Genomic DNA, 16,723 nt, shown 5'->3' with positions numbered 1-16,723 from the left:
ATAACCTTAGCAGGTTGTAAGAATAAGAACTACGTGTCGCCTGAGTTGTTGAGACATGCTTCATTACCCCATTCTTTACTGATACTTCTTCCCAATTTTAGAGCGCCGTCGCCCATCCGGGGACGCGCGTTCGTACAAGTCAATGCCTGATGACCATAGCAAGTTGGTACCACCCCTTCCCATCCCGAACAGGACCGTGAAACAACTCTGCGCCGATGATAGTGCTGCAACCAGTGTGAAAGTAGGTTATCGTCAGGCTAGTTATTCTAAAAAACCCCATCCGGTGATCCGGTGGGGTTTTTTTTCGTCCATCGCTTTGGCGCTTAGGCGGCCACCCCTTTGCTGATGCTTTCGCCGTCCTCTTTGCGCAGGGTCCAGAACGTCAACGAGGACAGGATGGTCATCACCGCCAAGGTCAAGAACGCGTGGTGTAGCGCACCCGTTAACGCCACTCGGTTGGATTGCGGAAGATCGGCCAAGTACCAGCCGGTGATCAAAGAACCGCAGGCCAGGCCGAAGCTCATCGAAAGCTGCTGCATCGAGCTGGCGATGGTGCTGGCCATGCTGGAGTCGGCCCTGTCGACGTCGGCATAGGCGATGCTGTTCATGCTGGAAAACTGCAGCGAATTGAAGAAGCCCAGGCACAGGCTGATCATCACGATCGCATAGATGGGCGTGCCCTGCTGCACGAAGGAATACAGGCCGATGGTCAGCCCGATCAGCACCGTGTTGACGATTAATACCTGACGATAACCGAACTTGCCCAGTAAGCGGGAGGCAATGAACTTCATCCCCATCGCCGCCGCCGCCGACGGCATCATCAACAAGCCCGATTGCCAGGCCGGCAGTCCCAGGCCCAATTGATACAGCAAGGGCAGCAGGAAGGGCAGGCCGCCGACACCGAGCCGTGTCAGGAAACCGCCGCTGACCGACACACGGAAAGTGCGGATGCGGAACAATACCAGCCGCAGCAGCGGATGCGGCGCGTCCTTGGCGTGCCAGACATAGGCCGCCAGCAGGCTGCAGGCGATCAGCAGCAGCACCGCCGCCGAGGTCAGATCGATCTTGTGCTCGCCGAAGATCTCCAACAACCACGACAGCAGCGCGATGCCGGTGCCGAACAGCACCAGACCGATCAGGTCGAGCGGGCGCTGTTCCTCGCCGATGTAGTCGGGCATGAAGCGGTGCGCCAGATAGATCGCGGCTAGGCCGACCGGCACGTTGACGAAGAAGATCTCGCGCCAGGACATCCAGTGCACGATCAAACCGCCCACCGTCGGCCCGAGCAGGGGGCCGATCAGCGCCGGAATGATCACGAAGTTCATCGCCGACAGCAGCTCGGCCTTGGGGAAGGTGCGGATGATGGTGATGCGCCCGACCGGCATCATCATCGCCGCTCCGAAGCCCTGCAGCAGGCGGGCCGCGACCAGCATCGGCGAGTTCACCGACAAGCCGCACAGCACCGAGGCGAAGGTGAAGATCGCCACTGCGGTCATGAAGACGCGCCGGGTGCCGTAGCGGTCTGCCATCCAGCCGCTGACCGGGATCGACACCGCTAGGCTGAGGATATAGCTGGTGACCACCGCCTTCAGGCTCAGCGGCGTCACCTGCAGGCTGGCGGCCATGCTGGGAATGGCCGTGTTGACGATGGTGGAGTCGAGCTGCTCCATGAACAGGGCGGTGGCGACCACCCAGGGAAGGTAAGTCTTGGTGCGGGATCGAGTCATGTTGGATCACAGGCCCAGGCGGTGCGCGCGGCACGATGGCTTCGATTGTCACACAAAAAAAATCGCCGTGTCGGCGCCGCCACAGGCGTGCCGCCGGCGTCACACCCAAGGCGTAACGTGCCTCACATCGCCACGGCTGCTGGAGCTCACATGGACCTGACATCGTCGACCCCGTCCCACGCGGACCCCGAGATCGCCGTGCGCTGGCAGATGGCGACCGATCCGGCAATGCAGCTGCTGGTCGCGTCGGGCGCCACGGCCACCACCGCGCGGCAGGACTTCACCGTGAAGATCGACGCCGACGGGCCGCTGCCGGGCCATGTCTACTATTACCAGTTCGCCGTTGACGGCGCCAAGTCGCCGGTTGGCCGCACCTGGCGCTTCGTTGATACGGTACTGAGCCGGAAGTTCAGCGCCGCCACCGAGCGCAGCCTGCGCACGCTGGCCGGGCCGGGCAACCGCAACATCGTCGAGTGCGGCGCTTGAGCTAGGCCGATTACGAGTCGGAGCCCCAGTTGTCGACGTACATGACATCGGCGACGGGGCGGCGTTTGTCCCAGCGCTCCAGTTCCAGCATCGGCGCCGAATAGAACTCGTCCACCTGGCCGACACATAGCACGGCGATCGGCTGGCTGCCCTCGGGCATGGCGCACAATTGGCGCAGCTGCTGGGGATCGAACATCGACACCCAGCCGACGCCGATGCCCTCGGCGCGCGCGGCCAGCCAGAAGTTCTGCAGCGCGCAGGCGGCCGAGGCCAGGTCCATCTCCGGCATGGTGCGGCGGCCGAAGATGAATTTTTCGCGCTGGTCCATCAAGCCGACCACCAGCACCTCGGCGCAGCTCAGGATGCCTTCCACCTTCAGTTGCATGAACTCGTCGGCGCGCTGGCCGAGCGCCTGCGCCGTCAGGATGCGCTCGTCGTTGACGTGGCGGTGGATGGCGCCGCGCAGCGCCGGGTTGAGGATGCGGATGAAGCGCCACGGCTGCATCAATCCCACGCTCGGGCCGTTGTGGGCGGCGCCGATGAAGCGCTCCAGCTGGCCCGCTTCCAACGGGCCCGGTTTGAAGTGGCGCACGTCGCGCCGCTCGCGGATGGCGCGGTAGACGCCGCCGATCTCCTCGTCCGAATAGGCGTGCTGGTTCATGCCGCCTTGTCTTCCACGGTCAGGGCGATCAGCGCGTCGAGCAGCGGCTGGGCGGCGTCGGCGATGCGCTCCAGGCTTTCCTCGCGCAGCTGCGCCGTGTCGACGCTGTGTTCCGAGTGTAGGCCGGCCCAGCGCAGCAGGGCGGCGCTGGCCTGCGGCGTGTCGAACAGGCCGTGCAGGTAGGTGCCGAGGATCTGTCCGTCGGCCGAGCGCGCCCCCTCCGGACGGCCGTCGATGCGGAAGGCCGGCAGCTCGAGCGCGGCGCCGCTGGAGGTGCCCATGTGGATCTCGTAGCCGCTGACGGTGGCCTCGGCGAAGGCGCATTCGCCGCTGACTTGCACCAGGCGTTTGTCCAGTGTCATTTCGGTGTCCATGTCGAGCAGGCCGAGGGCGGGCGAGACGCCGGGCGCGCCTTCGACGCCGTGCGGGTCGGTGACGCTGCGGCCCAACATCTGGAAACCGCCGCAGATGCCGATCACCTTGCCGCCGTAGCGCAGGTGCTTGTCGATGGCGGCCGGCCAACCCTGCGCGCGCAGCCACTCCAGGTCGCCGCGCGTGTTCTTGCTGCCGGGGAGGATGATCAGGTCGGCCGGTGGAATCGCCTCGCCCTGGCGGACGAAGCGCAGGTCGACGTCCGGGTGGGCGCGCAGGGCGTCGAAGTCGGTGTGGTTGCTCATGCGCGGCAGGCTGGGCACGGCGACGCGGAAGGCGCCGCGCGAGGCCTGCACCGGCTGCACCGCGTCCTCGGCGTCGAGGAACAGGCCGTGCAGATAGGGCAGCACGGCCAGCACCGGCTTGCCGGTCTGCTGTTCCAACCACTCCAGGCCGGGCTGCAGCAGCGAGATGTCGCCCCGGAAGCGGTTGATGACGAAGCCGATGGTGCGATTGCGCTCGCTTTCGGACAGGCAGGACAGGGTGCCGACAATGTGGGCGAAGACGCCGCCACGGTCGATGTCGGCCACCAGTATCACCGGACAGTCGACCTCCTCGGCGAAGCCCATGTTGGCGATGTCGCGCTCGCGCAGGTTGATCTCGGCCGGGCTGCCGGCGCCCTCGACGACGATGCTGTCGTACTGTGCCAGCAGGCGCTGGTGCGATTCGAGCACGGCCCGCATGGCGATGGTCTTGTACTGGTGGTAGTCGCGCGCGTTCATCTCGGCGCGCACCTTGCCGTGGATGATGACCTGGGCGCCGACGTCGCTCGACGGTTTGAGCAGCACCGGGTTCATGTCGGTGTGCGGCGCCAGTCCGGCGGCGATGGCCTGCAGCGCCTGGGCGCGGCCGATCTCGCCGCCGTCGGCGGTGACGGCGCTGTTGAGCGCCATGTTCTGCGGCTTGAACGGCGCCACGCGCACGCCGCCGCGCTTGAGCAGGCGGCACAGCGCGGCCACCACGGTGCTCTTTCCGGCGTCGGAGGTGGTGCCTTGCACCATCAGGGTCGAGTAGGGGAAGTTCATGCGCTTGCTTGCTCCTGCGGTAGCTCTTGCCACTGCGCGAGCATGTCGCTGATCCGGCGCAGGCCTTCGGTGAAGCCGGAGATGCCGGCGATGTATTGTTCCGCGCCCGGCGCGTACAGGGTGTCGACCGATTCGGTCGACAGGCAGGCGATGCGTTGGTAGAGGCTCATCAGTTCTTCCGGTGCTGGCGCGCCAGCTCGAGTTTTTCGCACAGGGCGGCGGTGCCGGCGACCATGCGCGGGCCGGCGCGGTTGAGCAGTTCGCCGTTCAGCGTGAACAGGTTGTCGTTGCGGACCGCCTTCATCGTCGTGTAGGACTTCCACAGGCTGACGCCGCCGTAGTTCTTCTCGGCCGTGCCGAAGATCGCCTCGGGGTCTTCCTGCAGCACGGCCTCGACGCTGACCACCGGCGCCGTCACCTTCAGCTTGGCGAAGATGTTCTCGCCGCCGCACAGGCGGATGGCGTCGCTGACGATGTGCGTGCCGTTGAGCGTGTAGAGCGGCTTGTCCCACACCTGGTAGAACATGCGCACCGGTGGCCGGTTGGCATACTGTTTGGTCAGGGCGGCGAGCTGCCGGCGCAGGTCGGCCGCCGCCGCTTGCGCCACGGTCTCGGTGCCCATCAGCTGGCCGAGGCGCAGCAGGCTGTCGGCGATGCCGTCGAGCTTTTGCGGCTCACTGTGGAAGATCGGGATGTTCAGCTGGCGCAGGGTGTCGATCTGGCGCTCGGAGCTGCCGTGCATCCAGACCACGATCAGGTCCGGCTTCATGGCGATGACGCGCTCCATGTCGACCTGGCGGTTGTCGCCGACGCTGGGAATCTTCTTGGCCGCCTCGGGGAAGTCGCTATAGGTGACCACGCCGACGATGTGCTCGGCGCCGCCGGCGGCGAACAACATCTCGGTGACATGCGGCGCCAGGGCGATGATGCGCTGCGCCGGCTTGGGCAGGGTGACGAGGTTGCCGTCGTCGTCGCGCACGGTGATGGCGGCGCCGGCTTGGGCGGTGTAGAGCAGCGCCAATGCGCAGAGGAGTTTGTTCATGCTGCTTCCTTGGTCCATTCGGTGAGTGCTACTTCTAGGCGCTGCCAGCCGGCGGCGTCGGGCGGCAGGCCGAGGCGGATGCCGCGCGCGGCCTGCTGGAACAGGCGCACCCAGATGCCGCGTTCGGCCATGTGCTGCCAAAACTGTTCGGCGCGCGGTTCGGGCCACCATTGGAACAGGGCGCAGCCGCTGGAGTCGATGTGGTGCTCGGCCAGCAGACGGTGCAGGCGGGCGCCGCTGTCGCCCAACTGCCGGCGCATGGCGGACTGCCAGGCACGGTCGCGCAGCGCCGCCAGCGCGATCTCCTGCGCCGGGCCGCTGACGGTCCAGGGGCCGAGCAGGTCGGCCAGTTCGTTCAACAGCGCCGGCTGGGCGGCGACGAAGCCGAGCCGCACGCCGGCCAGGCCGAAGAATTTGCCGACCGAGCGCAGCACGATCAGACCGGTCTGGCCGCTATGGGCGGCGACGCTGGCGTCGCGCGCGGTGTCGCCGAAGGCCTCGTCGACCACCAGCCAGCCGCCGCGCGCGGCCAACTGCGCAGCCCAGCCGAGCAACTGCTGTGGCGGCACCGTCGCGCCGGTGGGATTGTTTGGATTGCAGACCACCATGACGTCGCAAGCGGGCAGCGCCGCGTCCAGTTCGGCATACGGCACCTGGCGCATGCTGTGGCCGTGGCGGCCCCAGTGGTGGGCGTGTTCCGCGTAGGACGGCGCCGCCACCACCACTCGCGAGGGTGGCCGCAGGCGCGGTAGCGCTTGGATCGCCGCCTGGGTGCCGGCCACCGGCAGCATCAGCGGGGCGTCGTAGTATTCTGCGGCGGCGCGGGCCAGCGCCGGGTCGGCCTCGGGCAGGCGGTGCCAGGCGTTGCCGGCCAGCGCAGGCACCGGATACCAGTGCGGATTGATGCCGGTCGACAGATCGAGCCAGTCGTCGCGGCCAAAGCGCAGCGCGGCGTCGCGCAGATTGCCGCCATGTTCAAGCATGTGTGCCTCCAAGCAGGTGGACGGTTGCCGCCGCAACGGCGGCACAGAACAGCCACAGCGTCGTGGTGCCGGCGACCAGGCGCCAGGCGCGGACGATGTCGCCGGCGCGCGCCGCTGTTCCGCTACCGAGCGTGGGACGTTGCTCGACTTCGCCGTCGTACACGGCGGCGCCGCCCAACTCCAGGCCGAGCGCGCCGGCGCCGCTGGACATCACCGGCCCGGCGTTCGGGCTGCTCCAAGTGGGGGCCTGGGCGCGCCAGCATTGCCAGGCGCGGCGCTTGCCGGCCAGCGTGGGTGCCAGCAGCACGTAGGACAGCGCGGTCAGGCGCGCCGGGATCAGGTTCAGCACATCGTCGATGCGCGCCGGGGCGCAGCCGAAGTCGTTGAAGCGCGCGTTGCGGTAGCCCCACATGGCGTCGAGCGTGTTCGCCAGGCGGAACAGCAGGGCGCCGGGGCCGCCGGCGACGGCGAACCAGAACAGCGTGCCGAAGACGGCGTCGTTGCCGTTTTCGAGCAGCGATTCGGCGCTGGCCTTGGCCAGGTCGGCCTCGTTGGCCTGCGCCGTGTCGCGGCTGACGATGCGGGCCGTCAGCAGGCGGGCCTGGGGCAGGTCGCCTTGCGTCAGCGCCTGGGCGATCGGCAGGTTGTGGTCGCGCAGGCTGCGCAGGCCGATGCAGAAGTACAGCAGCAGCGCGTGGGCGGCCAGGGCCGGCGCGCCGCCGGCTTGAAAAATCAGCCAGGCGCCGAGCGCGGTCAGCGGCGCCACGGCCAGCGACCAAGCCAGTAGGCCGCGCGCAAAACGCCAGCGGCCCTTGTTCAAACGGCGTTCCAGCGCATAGGCCAGATTGCCGAAGCCGACCAGCGGATGGAAGCGGCGCGTCTCGCCCAACAGCAGGTCGAGCAGCACGCCGACCAGCAACAGCAAGGCCGTTTGCGTCAGCGTCAGGCCGATCAGCATGGGCCGCCTTTCAAGTGCAAGGGCAGGCCGGCGGCGACGAAGGTGACGCGGTCGCAGACGGCGGCGACGGCCTGGTTCAGGCGGCCGGCCTCGTCGGTGAAACAGCGCGAGATGGCGCCGTAGGGCACGATGCCCATGCCGACTTCGTTGGAGACGAAGACCACGTCGCCGGGCAGGGCCGGCAGCAGTTCCAGCAGTCGTGCGCGCTCGCGGTGGAAGCGCGCCGGCAAGGCGATGTCGCCTACATCGGGATAGTCGCCGCCTTCGCTGAACATCAGGTTGGTCAGCCACAGGGTCAGGCAGTCGACCAGGATCAGGTTGGCGGGGGTGGAGAGGCGCTGCAGGGTGTCTGCCAGGGCCAAGGGCTCCTCCACCGTGGGCCAGACGGCGGGACGCTGGTCGCGGTGGTGGGCGATGCGCGTGGCCATTTCGCCGTCGCCGGCGCGGGCGGTCGCCAGGTAGATCACTTCCTTACCGGATTGCGTCGCCAGCCGTTCGGCATGGGCGCTCTTGCCGGAACGGGCGCCGCCAAACACCAGTGTGTGTGTCATGCCGTGGCGCTCCGCAGGAACAGCGCGGCGGTGGCCGCAGGGTTGGACGGGAAGTAGGCGTGGAAGTAGGACGCCGTCAACGAGCCGACGCGGTACTGCGCCTCGCCCTGCACGCCGGACGGGTTCTTCACCGAATGGCTGGCCGGCTCCACGCTGGTCTCCAGTTTCGAATAGTGGAAGGTGTGGCCGCGCAGCGGGCCGTGCTCGGTGGCAATGGCCTGCGGGCCGAGACCGGCCAAACGCGGCTGCATGCTCACGGCGCCAGGCAGCAGGCCGGCCATCGGCCAGGCGGTGCCGCTCTGGTCGGCCAGCGTGTCGGCCAGCGCCATCATGCCGCCGCATTCGGCGACGATGGGCAGGCCGGCGGCGTGGGCGGCGCGCATCGAGGCCTGCCAAGTGCCGGCCAGCGACAGGGCCTCGGCGTGCAGCTCCGGATAGCCGCCGGGCAGATAGACGGCGTCGGCCCCGGCCGGCAAGGGCTGGTCGGCCAGCGGCGAGAAGTAGTGCAGCGTCGCGCCGAGTGTGCGCAGCATGTCCAGGTTGGCCGGATACAGGAACATGAAGGCGGCGTCGCGGGCGATGGCGATGGTTTTGCCGGCCAATGGTGTCGGCTGTTCCGCTGGCGCTGGTGGGATGGCGATGCGGGTGCTGCGCAGGCTGGCCCAGGCGGCCTCGTCGAACACAAGCTGGTCGGCCAGCTGGTCGAGCAGGGCGTCGAGGTTGCGCACCTCGTCGGGCACGACCAGGCCGAGATGGCGCTCCGGCAGCGACGCGCCTTGCCGCGGCAGCGTGGCGAACAGGGGAATGTCGCGCATGGCGGCGGCGACCATGGCGGCGTGGCCGCTGCTGGCGACGCGGTTGGCGATGACGCCGGCCATCTCGACCGGACCGTAGTCGCGCAGGCCGTGCACCAGGGCGCCGGCGGTTTGCGCCATGGCGCTGGCGTCGACCACGGCCATCACCGGCAGGCCGAATTCGCGCGCCAGGTCGGCCGAGGAGGGTGTGCCGTCGTACAGGCCCATGACGCCCTCGATCAGGATCACGTCCGCCTCGGCGGCGGCCTGCGCCAGTTGGCTGCGGCACTGCTCGGGGCCGACCATCCACAGGTCGAGCGAGCGCACCGGCGCGCCGCTGGCGCGCTCGAGCAGCATCGGGTCGATGAAGTCGGGGCCGCACTTGAACACGCGCACGCGCTTGCCCAGGCGGACCAGCTTGCGCGCCAGCGCCGCCGTGACGGTGGTCTTGCCCTGGCCGGAGGAGACGGCGGCCACCAGCAGCACTTGCACGTCGATATGCGCGGCCGTCACCATTCGGTGCCCGCCTGGGCGCCGATGCCGGCCTTGAAGGCGTGCTTGACGACGCCCATCTCGGTGACCGTGTCGGCGATGGCGACCAGCTCCTCCGGCGCGCCGCGTCCGGTGATGACCACATGCTGCATGGCCGGCCGTTCCAGCAGGTCGGCGATGACGGCGTGGACGTCGAGGTAGCGGTATTTCAGCGCGATGTTGAGCTCGTCGAGCAGCACCAGGCCGATGCTCGGATCGGCCAGGAAGGTGCGCGCCTGCTGCCAGGCCAGCTGGGCCTTTTCGGTGTCGCGCTCGCGGTTCTGCGTGTCCCAGGTGTAGCCCTCGCCCATGACGTGGAAGCTGACCTCGTCCGGGAAGCGGCGCAGGAACTTCTCCTCGCCGGTCGACAGCGCGCCTTTGATGAACTGCACCACGCCGACCTTCATGCCGTGGCCCATGGCGCGGATCGCCATGCCGAAGCCGCTCGAGCTCTTGCCCTTGCCGTTGCCGGTGTTGACCACGATGATGCCGATCGGCTGGTCGTCGGCGGCCGCGATCTGCGCGTCGATCACCGCCTTTTTGCGCTCCATGCGCACGCGGTGGCGCTCGTTGATGGCCTGGCTGTCGTTGTGGTTTTCGCTGTTCTGTTCGCTCATACGATGTCCTCCGAGGGGATGAAGATGCTGCGTTTGCCGTGTTGGATGATGTCGATCGGGTGGCCCAGGCAGTCGCTCAGGATGGCCGCCCGCATGGTCTCGGCGACCGGTCCGGCCAGCCAGCGGCCGTCGCCCATCAGCAGCAGGGCGTGGCTGCTGACGCTGTGCGCCAGCGTCAGGTCGTGGCCGACCATGACGGCGGTCTTGTTCTGCTCGCGGCATAGCTTCGCCAGCAGTCCCATCACGCTGACCTGGTGCGCCAGGTCGAGCGCGTTGGCCGGCTCGTCGAGCAGCAGCAGCGGGGTGTCCTGCGCCAGCATGGCGGCGATGGCGACGCGCTGGCGCTCGCCTCCGGACAGGGTGCGCACGTCGCGCGCGGCCATGTCGGCCACCTCCATCGCGGCCAGGGCGTCGAGCGCGATGCGGTGGTCGTCGCTGCCTTCCCAATAGCGGTTGTCGTGGTAGGGGTGGCGCGCCGACAGCACGGTTTCGATCACGCTGTAGGCGAAGGCGTCGCTGCGCGACTGCGCCAGGAAGGCGCGCTGGCGCGCCAGCTCGGTCAGCGGCCAGTCGGCCAGCGCGCGGTCCTGGATGCGCACGCTGCCGGCGTCGGGCTGGTGCAGGCCGGCCAGGGTGCGCAGCAGGGTGCTCTTGCCGGCGCCGTTGCGGCCGATCACGCTCCAGCATTGGCCGGGCGCGACGCGCCAGTCAAGCCGGTCGACCAGGCAGCGGGCGCCGATGTTCAGGGTGAGTTGGTGGGTGCTGATCATATTATTTGCGCAGTCGGTGCAGTTGGTACAGGAACACCGGCGTGCCGATCAGCGCGGTGACCACGCCGACCGGCAGCTGCTGCGGCGCCAGGGCGGTGCGCGCCAGCGTGTCGGCCAGCACCAGGAAGGTGCCGCCGGCCAGCGCCGCCGCCGGAATCAGCACGCGGTGGTCCGGCCCGACGGCGAAGCGGCAGGCGTGCGGCACGATCAGGCCGACGAAGCCGATGCTGCCGGCGCTGGTGACGGCGCTGGCGGTGAGCAGGCCGGAGCAGAAGAACAGGCCCTTGCGCAACGGGCCGACCTTGATGCCGAGGGTGGCGGCCGCCTCGGCGTGCAGCGCCATCACGTTCATCGAGCGGGCGCTGCGCAGGGCGAACAGCATGGCGCCGGCCAGCACCACCCAGGGCAGCCAGCGCACCGGCGCGCCGGCCAGGTCGCCGATCATCCAGAACACCATGGTGCGCAGGCGGCTCTCCGGGGCGATCGACAGCATCAGCGTGACCACTGCGACGCAGGCGCACTGCAGGATCACGCCGGTCAGCAGCAGCAGGGCGGTGCCGCCCTCGGCGGCGGTGCCGCCGCGCAGGTCGCGCCGCGCCAGCAGGTAGAGGATCATCGAGATGATGACGGCGCCGGCGAAGGCGGAGGCGTCGACCATCCAGGCGGCGCACATGAACATCAGCGCGCCCAGCGCGCCGACCGAGGCGCCGGCCGAGATGCCCAGCACATACGGGTCGGCCAACGGGTTGCGCAGCAGCGCCTGCATCATCACGCCGGCCAGCGACAGCGCCGCGCCGGTGACGAAGGCGGTCAGGGCGCGGCTGGCGCGCAGGTCGAGCAGGGTGGCGGCGAGCGAGGCGGACTGGCCGTGCAGCAGCTCGCCCAGCGCCGCCGGCATGTCGCCCAGGGGGATGGCGATGGAGCCGGTCATGCCGGCCAGCAGCAGGCTGGCGAAGGCGCACAGCAGCAGGATGGCCAAGATCAGGCCGGCGCGCTGTCGCAAGTTGCTGGAGTAGGAGTGCATGTACCGCTTTCAAAAGTTGGGATTGCGCCTGCCGGGCGCGCAGGGAAGTCGCCCGGCAGGTTACACCATTTGCCGCGCCTACTTGTAGCCGTAGCGGATGGCGGCGAACAGCTTGGCGCCGGACGCGGCGTAGTTGCGCGCCACCTCGTACCGCTTGTCGGCGAGGTTGTTCCAGCGGACCAGCGCCGACCAGTCGGCGTTGATGCGGTAGGTGGCGAACAGGTTGACCAGGCCGTAGCCGCCCAGGCGGGTTTTGTTGGCACTGTCGTCGAAGCGCTCGCCGGCCAGTTCCAGCTCGACGCCGGCCTTGAGCGCGCCGGCGCTGTAGTCGGCGGCGAAGTTGGCGTGCTTCTTGGCGCGCCGCGCCAGCGATTTGTCGGTGCTCTCGTCCCTGGCGTTGAGCAGGTCGATGTTGCCGTTCAGGCCGAAGGCGCCGAGCTGGCGGCTGGCCGACAGCGACAGGCCTTCCAGCAGCGCATGGTTGACGTTGTAGACGCAGGACGGATACTTCTTCGGATCGACCGTGCTGACCAGGCACGGGCTGGTGCTTACCAGCAGGTCGGTCAGGCGGTTGTGGAAGTAGACGGCGTTCAGCTGGGTCGCGCCGGCGCTGTAGTGCAGGCCCAGTTCGGCGTTGCGGCCTTTTTCAGGCTTGCTCGACTCGGTGCCGTAGGCCGGGTAGTACAACTCGTTGAAGGTCGGTGCGCGGAAGCTGGTGCCGTAGCTGGCGCTGGCGCGCAGCGCGCCGTTGATGCGGTAGCCGTAGCCGGCCGCGCCGGTGGTCTTGCCGCCGTACTGTGTGCTGTCGTCGTTGCGCAGGCCGAGGTTGAGCAAATGGTCGCCGCGCTTCATGTTGTAGGAGGCGGCCAGCGATGTGGTGGTGCGCTCGCGTTCGGTCTCCTTGACCGTCGACTCGACTTGTTCCTTGCGGTGGCCGTACAGCAGTTGCAGCATGTCGGCGCCGATGCGGATGTCGTTTTGCCAGGTCAGGTCGGTCTGCTTGGTGTCGATCTGGCTGCGTTCCTTGGCCGTGGTGCCGGTGGCGTTGAAGGACTTGTCGCGCGACTCGGACAGCTGCACCACGCTGGACCAGATAGGCAGGATCTGGTTCTTGCTGTACAGCGCCAGGTTTTGCAGCTTCTGCTGCGAGCGTGTGTCGAAGGTCGACTTGCCGCTGTCGTACTGGAAGTCGAGGCGGCTGGTGAGGAACTGCGCGCCCAATTCGTGGCCCTTGGCCAGTTGCAGGCCGACTTGGCCGGCGGCGTTGTCGCGCTGGTAGCCGTCGCGGTCCGGGTTGTAGGCGGAGCTGGCGGGCAGGGTGGAGGAGAAGCCGTCGGACTTCTCCTTGCCGGCGCTGAGCGCGTAGCTGAGCGCATGCTCGCCGCCGGTGGCGCCGGAAATACCGGCGTCGATTTGGCGGGTGTTGTCGCTGCCGTAGCCGGCGGAGGCGCTGAGCGCCGGCGCGCCCTGGCCTTTCTTGGTGAAGATCTGGATCACGCCGCCGATGGCGTCGGCGCCGTACAAGGTGCTCAGCGGGCCGTAGACGATTTCGATGTGGTCGACCGCCGTCAGCGGAATGGCGCTCCAGCTGGCCGCGCCGCTGGTGGCCGAACCGATGCGCACGCCGTCGACCAGCACGATGTTCTGGTTGCCGTTGGCGCCGCGGATATAGACGGTGGAGTTGGTGCCGGGGCCGCCGTTGCGGGCGATCTGGATGCCGCGCTGGCGTTGCAGCAGGTCGACCAGCGAGCCGGCGCCGGATTGGACGATCTGCTCGGCGTCGATCGACAGCGTGTCGCTGACGATGTCGCCGGCCAGTTGCGGCGTGCGGGTGGCGGTGACGAGCACGCTGTTCAGGGCGGCGGTGTTGGCGTTTTGGGCCAGGGCCGGTGGAACGGCCAAAGCCAACGCCAGCGAGGACAGCGCCGCGTGGCGTGAGACGGATACGGTCATGATATTTCTTTAGTAAGATGCAACCGGCCGACGTCCCCGTGGGCCAGATTGAACAGAGGCGGCGAACCGGACGGCACAAGCGCGGCCGGCGCCGATTGCCCGGGCCGGCTCGTCTTGTGCGCAACTGGCGCGCGCGCTTCCACCTGTTCTGGCCGGTATCCGGGCTCGCAAGTTCGACCGCCTTACCTTCCCATGCGCAGCACAGTGGTTGTCAGAGGCGGTTCGTCACAGATGGCGTGACACTTGTTGACCGTTGCGGGGGCAGCACACGCTGGCCGTTGGAGCGGCTTCGTGTTTCCCGTTTAACTGCGCGCCTGGACAGGCGCGCGGGCACCAAAACTCCGCCATTATACATTCGCCGGCCGTCCGGCCGGCGCCGTGGCTACGACGCTGCAAGCGAGGCGGCGCGTTCAGGATTCGAGCGTCAGCGCGGCGCCGTAGGCGATGGCGTGCGGCGTGCGCGCCGCCTGCAGGGCGGCGTCGGCCGGGGCCAGGCCGGCGTGGCAGGCGGCCAGCAGGCGGATGGTGCCGGCATGGCAGACCACGATGGCGTCGGCTTGCTGGCGCTGGAGGTCGGCGTAAAAGCCGGCGACGCGCTGCGCCATGCGCAGCACGCTGTCGCCGCCGCCGGGGCGGTAGTGGACCAGGTCGGCCGCCCAGGCGTCGATCTCGGTGCGGGCGATGTCGTCCCAGCGGCGCATCTCCCAACTGCCGAAGTCCATCTCCACCAGGCGCGGGTCGAAGCGCGGCGCGACGCGCGACAGCCGCGTGGCCAGCTCGGCGCAGCGGCGCAGCGGACTGGAATAGACCGTGGCCTGGTTCGGCAGCCCGCTCGATTCGGCGAGTACTCGCTCCAACTCGCCGGGGGCGATGGCCAGGTCGGTGCTGCCGTAGCAGACACCCGCCGCGACTTGCGGCCTGGGATGGCGTAGCAGGATCAGCCGCATACCGGCCGCATCAGTGCCAGGCGCCTTGGCCCAGGCTGGCCAACACGCCGAGGTAGAGAACCACCTCGGTCACCTGCTGCACCGCGCCCAGGCAGTCGCCGGTGTAGCCGCCGATACGGCGCACGCATTTTTGTCCCAGCCACGCGGCGGCGAGGGCGGCCACGACGGCGCCGCCGGCGACGGCCTGCCACGACAGCACGCCGGCCGCGACCAGCAGCAGCGCCGGCAGCGTGGCGCAGAGCGCGGCGATGAGGAATTCTTGGGTGCTCATCTCTTGCGCCATCGGCTTGGCCTTGCCGTCGGCGCGGGCGTATTCCAGGCGCCAGATCAGCGCCGCCGCCGCCAGGCGCGACAAGGGATGGGCGACGAACAGCGCGGCCAGCGCGGTGGCCGGCGGCAGCAGGGCCAGCGCCACGCACTTGAGTGCCAACAGGCAGACGATGCCGATGGCGCCGTATGCGCCGATGCGCGAGTCCTTCATGATCTCGAGCACGCGCTCGGCCGTCATGCCGCCGCCGAAGCCGTCGCACATGTCGGCGAAGCCGTCCTCGTGGAAGGCGCCGGTGGCGTAGATGCCGGCCGCCGTCGCTAGCACCGCCGCCAGCGGCGCCGGGAACAGTAGCGCCGCCAGCGCATACACCGCGCCGCAAATCGACGCGACGACCAGGCCCACCAGCGGGAAGTAGCGCGACGCATGGTGCAGCCAGTCCGGCTCGAAGCCGACCCATTTGGGAATCGGCAGGCGGGTAAAGAACTGCAAGGCGATGAAGAACAGGCGGATCTGCTGCATGGCGCCGGCCTTACTCGGCTTTTTCGCTGACCTGGGCCGATTCGAACGTCGCCATCTGGTTCAGGAAGTTGACCGATGCGTGCAGCAGCGGCAGCGCCAGCGCGCAACCGGTGCCCTCGCCAAGGCGCAGGCCGAGCTGCAGTAGGGGGCGGGCGTTCAGGTTGGCGAGCATGCGTTGGTGGCCGCTCTCGTCGGAGCAGTGCGAGAAGACGCAGTAGCCGAGTATGGCCGGCTGCAAGCGCGCCGCCACCAACAGGGCGCTGGTGACGATGAAGCCGTCGATCAGCAGGACCATGCGCCGTTCCGCCGCCTTCAGCATGGCGCCGGCCATCATGGCGATTTCCAGTCCGCCGAAGGTGGCCAGCACATCCAGCGGCTCAATCGCCGTGGAGTGCAGGGCCACCGCCGCCTCGATCACGTCTTGCTTGTGGCGGATGCCGTCCGACGTCAGTCCGGTGCCGGCGCCCACGCAGTCGGCGACGGCAATACCGGTCAGCTTGTGCATCAGCGCGGCGGCGGCCGTTGTGTTGCCGATGCCCATTTCGCCAAAGCCGAGCACGTTGGCGTCGAGGTCGGCGACGAGCGCCATGCCGCTGGCCAGCGCGGCCTCGCAAGTCTGCCGGCTCATCGCCGCTTGTCGGGAGAAGTTTTGCGTGCCATTGGCCAGCTTGCGGTCGATCAGTCCGTCGCGCGGGCCGAAGTGGTGATTCACGCCGGCGTCGATGATGTGCAAGGCGCAGTTGTTCTGTTGTGCGAAGACATTGATGGCGGCGCCTTTGGCCAGGAAGTTTTCCACCATCTGCCAGGTGACGTCCTGCGGGTAGGCAGAGATGCCTTCCGCTACCACGCCGTGGTCGCCGGCAAACACCATAATGGCCGGATTGTGCAGGGCAATCTTGGTGGTCTGCTGGATCAATCCAATCTGCTTCGCCAACGACTCCAACACGCCGAGACTGCCGAGTGGCTTGGTCTTGTTGTTGATGGCTTGGTCAAGCGAGGCTGCCAATGTGTCGTTGCTGCTTGCTGCGATAGTTGGAATGGACATAGCGGGCTATATATAGTGGAAGGAAGGAGAATTTGATGGCCGCTACGATAGCACAGAGATTAATCCGGTTAACCCTTGTCAGCCCCCTAGGCCTTTGCTATAGTTCGCCTCCCCGCAGAACGGAGCGCGCAAAACAGCGTGGCGCAGAGTGAAGCGGGAAAAAGTAGGGGGTTGACGAAATGGCCGAAACGCTGCATACTCTTCCTTCTTCGCAGCTGACAAACAAAACGCTTTGTCAAGGGTTGAAAGCCCGGTTGCAGGCAGTACCGAATAAAGTTCTTTAACAATTAACAGTCGATAAGTGTGGATGTTTGATGAAAGTGCAGCGGCTTCTTCGGAAGTCGTCAACTTAAAATATCAAATGTTCACAAGAAGTAATGAAATAGG

General features: G+C 67.8%; 17 protein-coding genes, 1 rRNA gene and 1 riboswitch. Of the genes, 2 read left to right on the top strand and 16 right to left on the bottom strand.

What is annotated here, in order from left to right; genetic code table 11:
• The first annotated feature begins 145 nt into the window (after positions 1-145).
• A 5S ribosomal RNA gene (gene rrf, locus BM252_RS28870) occupies positions 146-258 on the top strand.
• 65 nt (positions 259-323) lie between these two features.
• Here the strand turns inward: rrf and BM252_RS28865 are convergent.
• The gene (locus BM252_RS28865) at positions 324-1,727 is read right to left on the bottom strand and encodes a DHA2 family efflux MFS transporter permease subunit (RefSeq protein WP_093391177.1); all 1,404 of its coding nucleotides are present in this window, start codon (positions 1,725-1,727) and stop codon (positions 324-326) included.
• A 150-nt stretch (positions 1,728-1,877) separates the two neighbouring features.
• Between BM252_RS28865 and BM252_RS28860 the strand changes: the two genes are divergently transcribed.
• On the top strand, positions 1,878-2,213 hold the full coding sequence (locus tag BM252_RS28860; protein WP_093391175.1) for a PhoD-like phosphatase N-terminal domain-containing protein: 336 nt from the start codon (positions 1,878-1,880) through the stop codon (positions 2,211-2,213).
• A 10-nt stretch (positions 2,214-2,223) separates the two neighbouring features.
• On the opposite strand, the gene bluB is transcribed toward BM252_RS28860, so the two are convergent.
• The 15 genes from bluB to cobT all read right to left on the bottom strand — a co-directional run bounded on the left by bluB (position 2,224) and on the right by cobT (position 16,336).
• On the bottom strand, positions 2,224-2,874 hold the full coding sequence (bluB, locus tag BM252_RS28855) for a 5,6-dimethylbenzimidazole synthase (RefSeq protein ID WP_093391174.1): 651 nt from the start codon (positions 2,872-2,874) through the stop codon (positions 2,224-2,226).
• Positions 2,871-4,331: a cobyric acid synthase gene (locus BM252_RS28850; protein ID WP_093391173.1), complete on the bottom strand. Its 1,461-nt coding sequence runs from the start codon at positions 4,329-4,331 to the stop codon at positions 2,871-2,873. Before BM252_RS28850 ends, bluB begins: the two co-directional genes overlap by 4 nt.
• Positions 4,328-4,501, bottom strand: coding sequence for a hypothetical protein (locus tag BM252_RS31505; RefSeq protein WP_217429986.1), 174 nt, complete (start codon positions 4,499-4,501; stop codon positions 4,328-4,330). The genes BM252_RS28850 and BM252_RS31505 overlap by 4 nt, the downstream gene beginning before the upstream one ends.
• Positions 4,501-5,373: a cobalamin-binding protein gene (locus BM252_RS28845; RefSeq protein ID WP_093391171.1), complete on the bottom strand. Its 873-nt coding sequence runs from the start codon at positions 5,371-5,373 to the stop codon at positions 4,501-4,503. The genes BM252_RS31505 and BM252_RS28845 overlap by 1 nt, the downstream gene beginning before the upstream one ends.
• Entirely contained in the window at positions 5,370-6,356 is a 987-nt protein-coding gene (gene cobD / locus BM252_RS28840) for a threonine-phosphate decarboxylase CobD (protein WP_093391170.1), read from the bottom strand. Before cobD ends, BM252_RS28845 begins: the two co-directional genes overlap by 4 nt.
• Positions 6,349-7,314, bottom strand: a complete 966-nt coding sequence (gene cbiB, locus BM252_RS28835; RefSeq protein WP_093391168.1) for an adenosylcobinamide-phosphate synthase CbiB — start codon at positions 7,312-7,314, stop codon at positions 6,349-6,351. The genes cobD and cbiB overlap by 8 nt, the downstream gene beginning before the upstream one ends.
• Positions 7,308-7,865 (bottom strand): bifunctional adenosylcobinamide kinase/adenosylcobinamide-phosphate guanylyltransferase, encoded by a 558-nt coding sequence (gene cobU, locus BM252_RS28830; protein WP_093391167.1) that lies wholly within the window; start codon positions 7,863-7,865, stop codon positions 7,308-7,310. The genes cbiB and cobU overlap by 7 nt, the downstream gene beginning before the upstream one ends.
• On the bottom strand, positions 7,862-9,175 hold the full coding sequence (locus BM252_RS28825) for a cobyrinic acid a,c-diamide synthase CobB (RefSeq protein WP_093391165.1): 1,314 nt from the start codon (positions 9,173-9,175) through the stop codon (positions 7,862-7,864). The genes cobU and BM252_RS28825 overlap by 4 nt, the downstream gene beginning before the upstream one ends.
• Positions 9,169-9,807 (bottom strand): cob(I)yrinic acid a,c-diamide adenosyltransferase, encoded by a 639-nt coding sequence (gene cobO / locus BM252_RS28820; RefSeq protein ID WP_093391164.1) that lies wholly within the window; start codon positions 9,805-9,807, stop codon positions 9,169-9,171. Before cobO ends, BM252_RS28825 begins: the two co-directional genes overlap by 7 nt.
• Positions 9,804-10,577 carry an ABC transporter ATP-binding protein gene (locus BM252_RS28815; protein ID WP_093391162.1) on the bottom strand — a complete coding sequence of 258 codons (774 nt, stop codon included), beginning with the start codon at positions 10,575-10,577 and terminating at the stop codon, positions 9,804-9,806. The genes cobO and BM252_RS28815 overlap by 4 nt, the downstream gene beginning before the upstream one ends.
• A 1-nt stretch (position 10,578) precedes the next feature.
• Complete coding sequence (locus tag BM252_RS28810; RefSeq protein WP_093391161.1) at positions 10,579-11,601, bottom strand: FecCD family ABC transporter permease; 1,023 nt, start codon at positions 11,599-11,601, stop codon at positions 10,579-10,581.
• A 78-nt stretch (positions 11,602-11,679) separates the two neighbouring features.
• Positions 11,680-13,554 (bottom strand): TonB-dependent receptor domain-containing protein, encoded by a 1,875-nt coding sequence (locus BM252_RS28805; protein WP_093391159.1) that lies wholly within the window; start codon positions 13,552-13,554, stop codon positions 11,680-11,682.
• A 133-nt stretch (positions 13,555-13,687) separates the two neighbouring features.
• Positions 13,688-13,907, bottom strand: a riboswitch (cobalamin riboswitch).
• Positions 13,908-13,964: 57 nt separating this feature from the next.
• Positions 13,965-14,501 (bottom strand): histidine phosphatase family protein, encoded by a 537-nt coding sequence (locus BM252_RS28800; RefSeq protein WP_093391158.1) that lies wholly within the window; start codon positions 14,499-14,501, stop codon positions 13,965-13,967.
• A gap of 10 nt (positions 14,502-14,511) precedes the next feature.
• On the bottom strand, positions 14,512-15,291 hold the full coding sequence (locus BM252_RS28795) for an adenosylcobinamide-GDP ribazoletransferase (protein ID WP_093391156.1): 780 nt from the start codon (positions 15,289-15,291) through the stop codon (positions 14,512-14,514).
• A 10-nt stretch (positions 15,292-15,301) separates the two neighbouring features.
• Positions 15,302-16,336 (bottom strand): nicotinate-nucleotide--dimethylbenzimidazole phosphoribosyltransferase, encoded by a 1,035-nt coding sequence (gene cobT / locus BM252_RS28790; RefSeq protein WP_093391155.1) that lies wholly within the window; start codon positions 16,334-16,336, stop codon positions 15,302-15,304.
• Positions 16,337-16,723 lie beyond the last annotated feature (387 nt).

It is taken from the genome of Rugamonas rubra (assembly GCF_900114705.1).
Lineage (GTDB): Bacteria > Pseudomonadota > Gammaproteobacteria > Burkholderiales > Burkholderiaceae_D > Rugamonas > Rugamonas rubra.
This window is presented reverse-complemented; position numbering and strand designations above follow the sequence as displayed.

Bases quoted from the DNA above. Each gene is read 5' to 3' on its own strand.
- BM252_RS28795 (WP_093391156.1), bottom strand. From the start codon at position 15,291: ATGCAGCAGATCCGCCTGTTCTTCATCGCCTTGCAGTTCTTTACCCGC.
- bluB (WP_093391174.1), bottom strand. From the start codon at position 2,874: ATGAACCAGCACGCCTATTCGGACGAGGAGATCGGCGGCGTCTACCGC.
- cbiB (WP_093391168.1), bottom strand. From the start codon at position 7,314: ATGCTGATCGGCCTGACGCTGACGCAAACGGCCTTGCTGTTGCTGGTC.
- cobU (WP_093391167.1), bottom strand. From the start codon at position 7,865: ATGACACACACACTGGTGTTTGGCGGCGCCCGTTCCGGCAAGAGCGCC.
- BM252_RS31505 (WP_217429986.1), bottom strand. From the start codon at position 4,501: ATGAGCCTCTACCAACGCATCGCCTGCCTGTCGACCGAATCGGTCGAC.
- BM252_RS28825 (WP_093391165.1), bottom strand. From the start codon at position 9,175: ATGGTGACGGCCGCGCATATCGACGTGCAAGTGCTGCTGGTGGCCGCC.
- BM252_RS28845 (WP_093391171.1), bottom strand. From the start codon at position 5,373: ATGAACAAACTCCTCTGCGCATTGGCGCTGCTCTACACCGCCCAAGCC.
- BM252_RS28815 (WP_093391162.1), bottom strand. From the start codon at position 10,577: ATGATCAGCACCCACCAACTCACCCTGAACATCGGCGCCCGCTGCCTG.
- BM252_RS28865 (WP_093391177.1), bottom strand. From the start codon at position 1,727: ATGACTCGATCCCGCACCAAGACTTACCTTCCCTGGGTGGTCGCCACC.
- BM252_RS28850 (WP_093391173.1), bottom strand. From the start codon at position 4,331: ATGAACTTCCCCTACTCGACCCTGATGGTGCAAGGCACCACCTCCGAC.
- BM252_RS28805 (WP_093391159.1), bottom strand. From the start codon at position 13,554: ATGACCGTATCCGTCTCACGCCACGCGGCGCTGTCCTCGCTGGCGTTG.
- BM252_RS28800 (WP_093391158.1), bottom strand. From the start codon at position 14,501: ATGCGGCTGATCCTGCTACGCCATCCCAGGCCGCAAGTCGCGGCGGGT.
- cobT (WP_093391155.1), bottom strand. From the start codon at position 16,336: ATGTCCATTCCAACTATCGCAGCAAGCAGCAACGACACATTGGCAGCC.
- BM252_RS28810 (WP_093391161.1), bottom strand. From the start codon at position 11,601: ATGCACTCCTACTCCAGCAACTTGCGACAGCGCGCCGGCCTGATCTTG.
- cobO (WP_093391164.1), bottom strand. From the start codon at position 9,807: ATGAGCGAACAGAACAGCGAAAACCACAACGACAGCCAGGCCATCAAC.
- BM252_RS28860 (WP_093391175.1), top strand. From the start codon at position 1,878: ATGGACCTGACATCGTCGACCCCGTCCCACGCGGACCCCGAGATCGCC.
- cobD (WP_093391170.1), bottom strand. From the start codon at position 6,356: ATGCTTGAACATGGCGGCAATCTGCGCGACGCCGCGCTGCGCTTTGGC.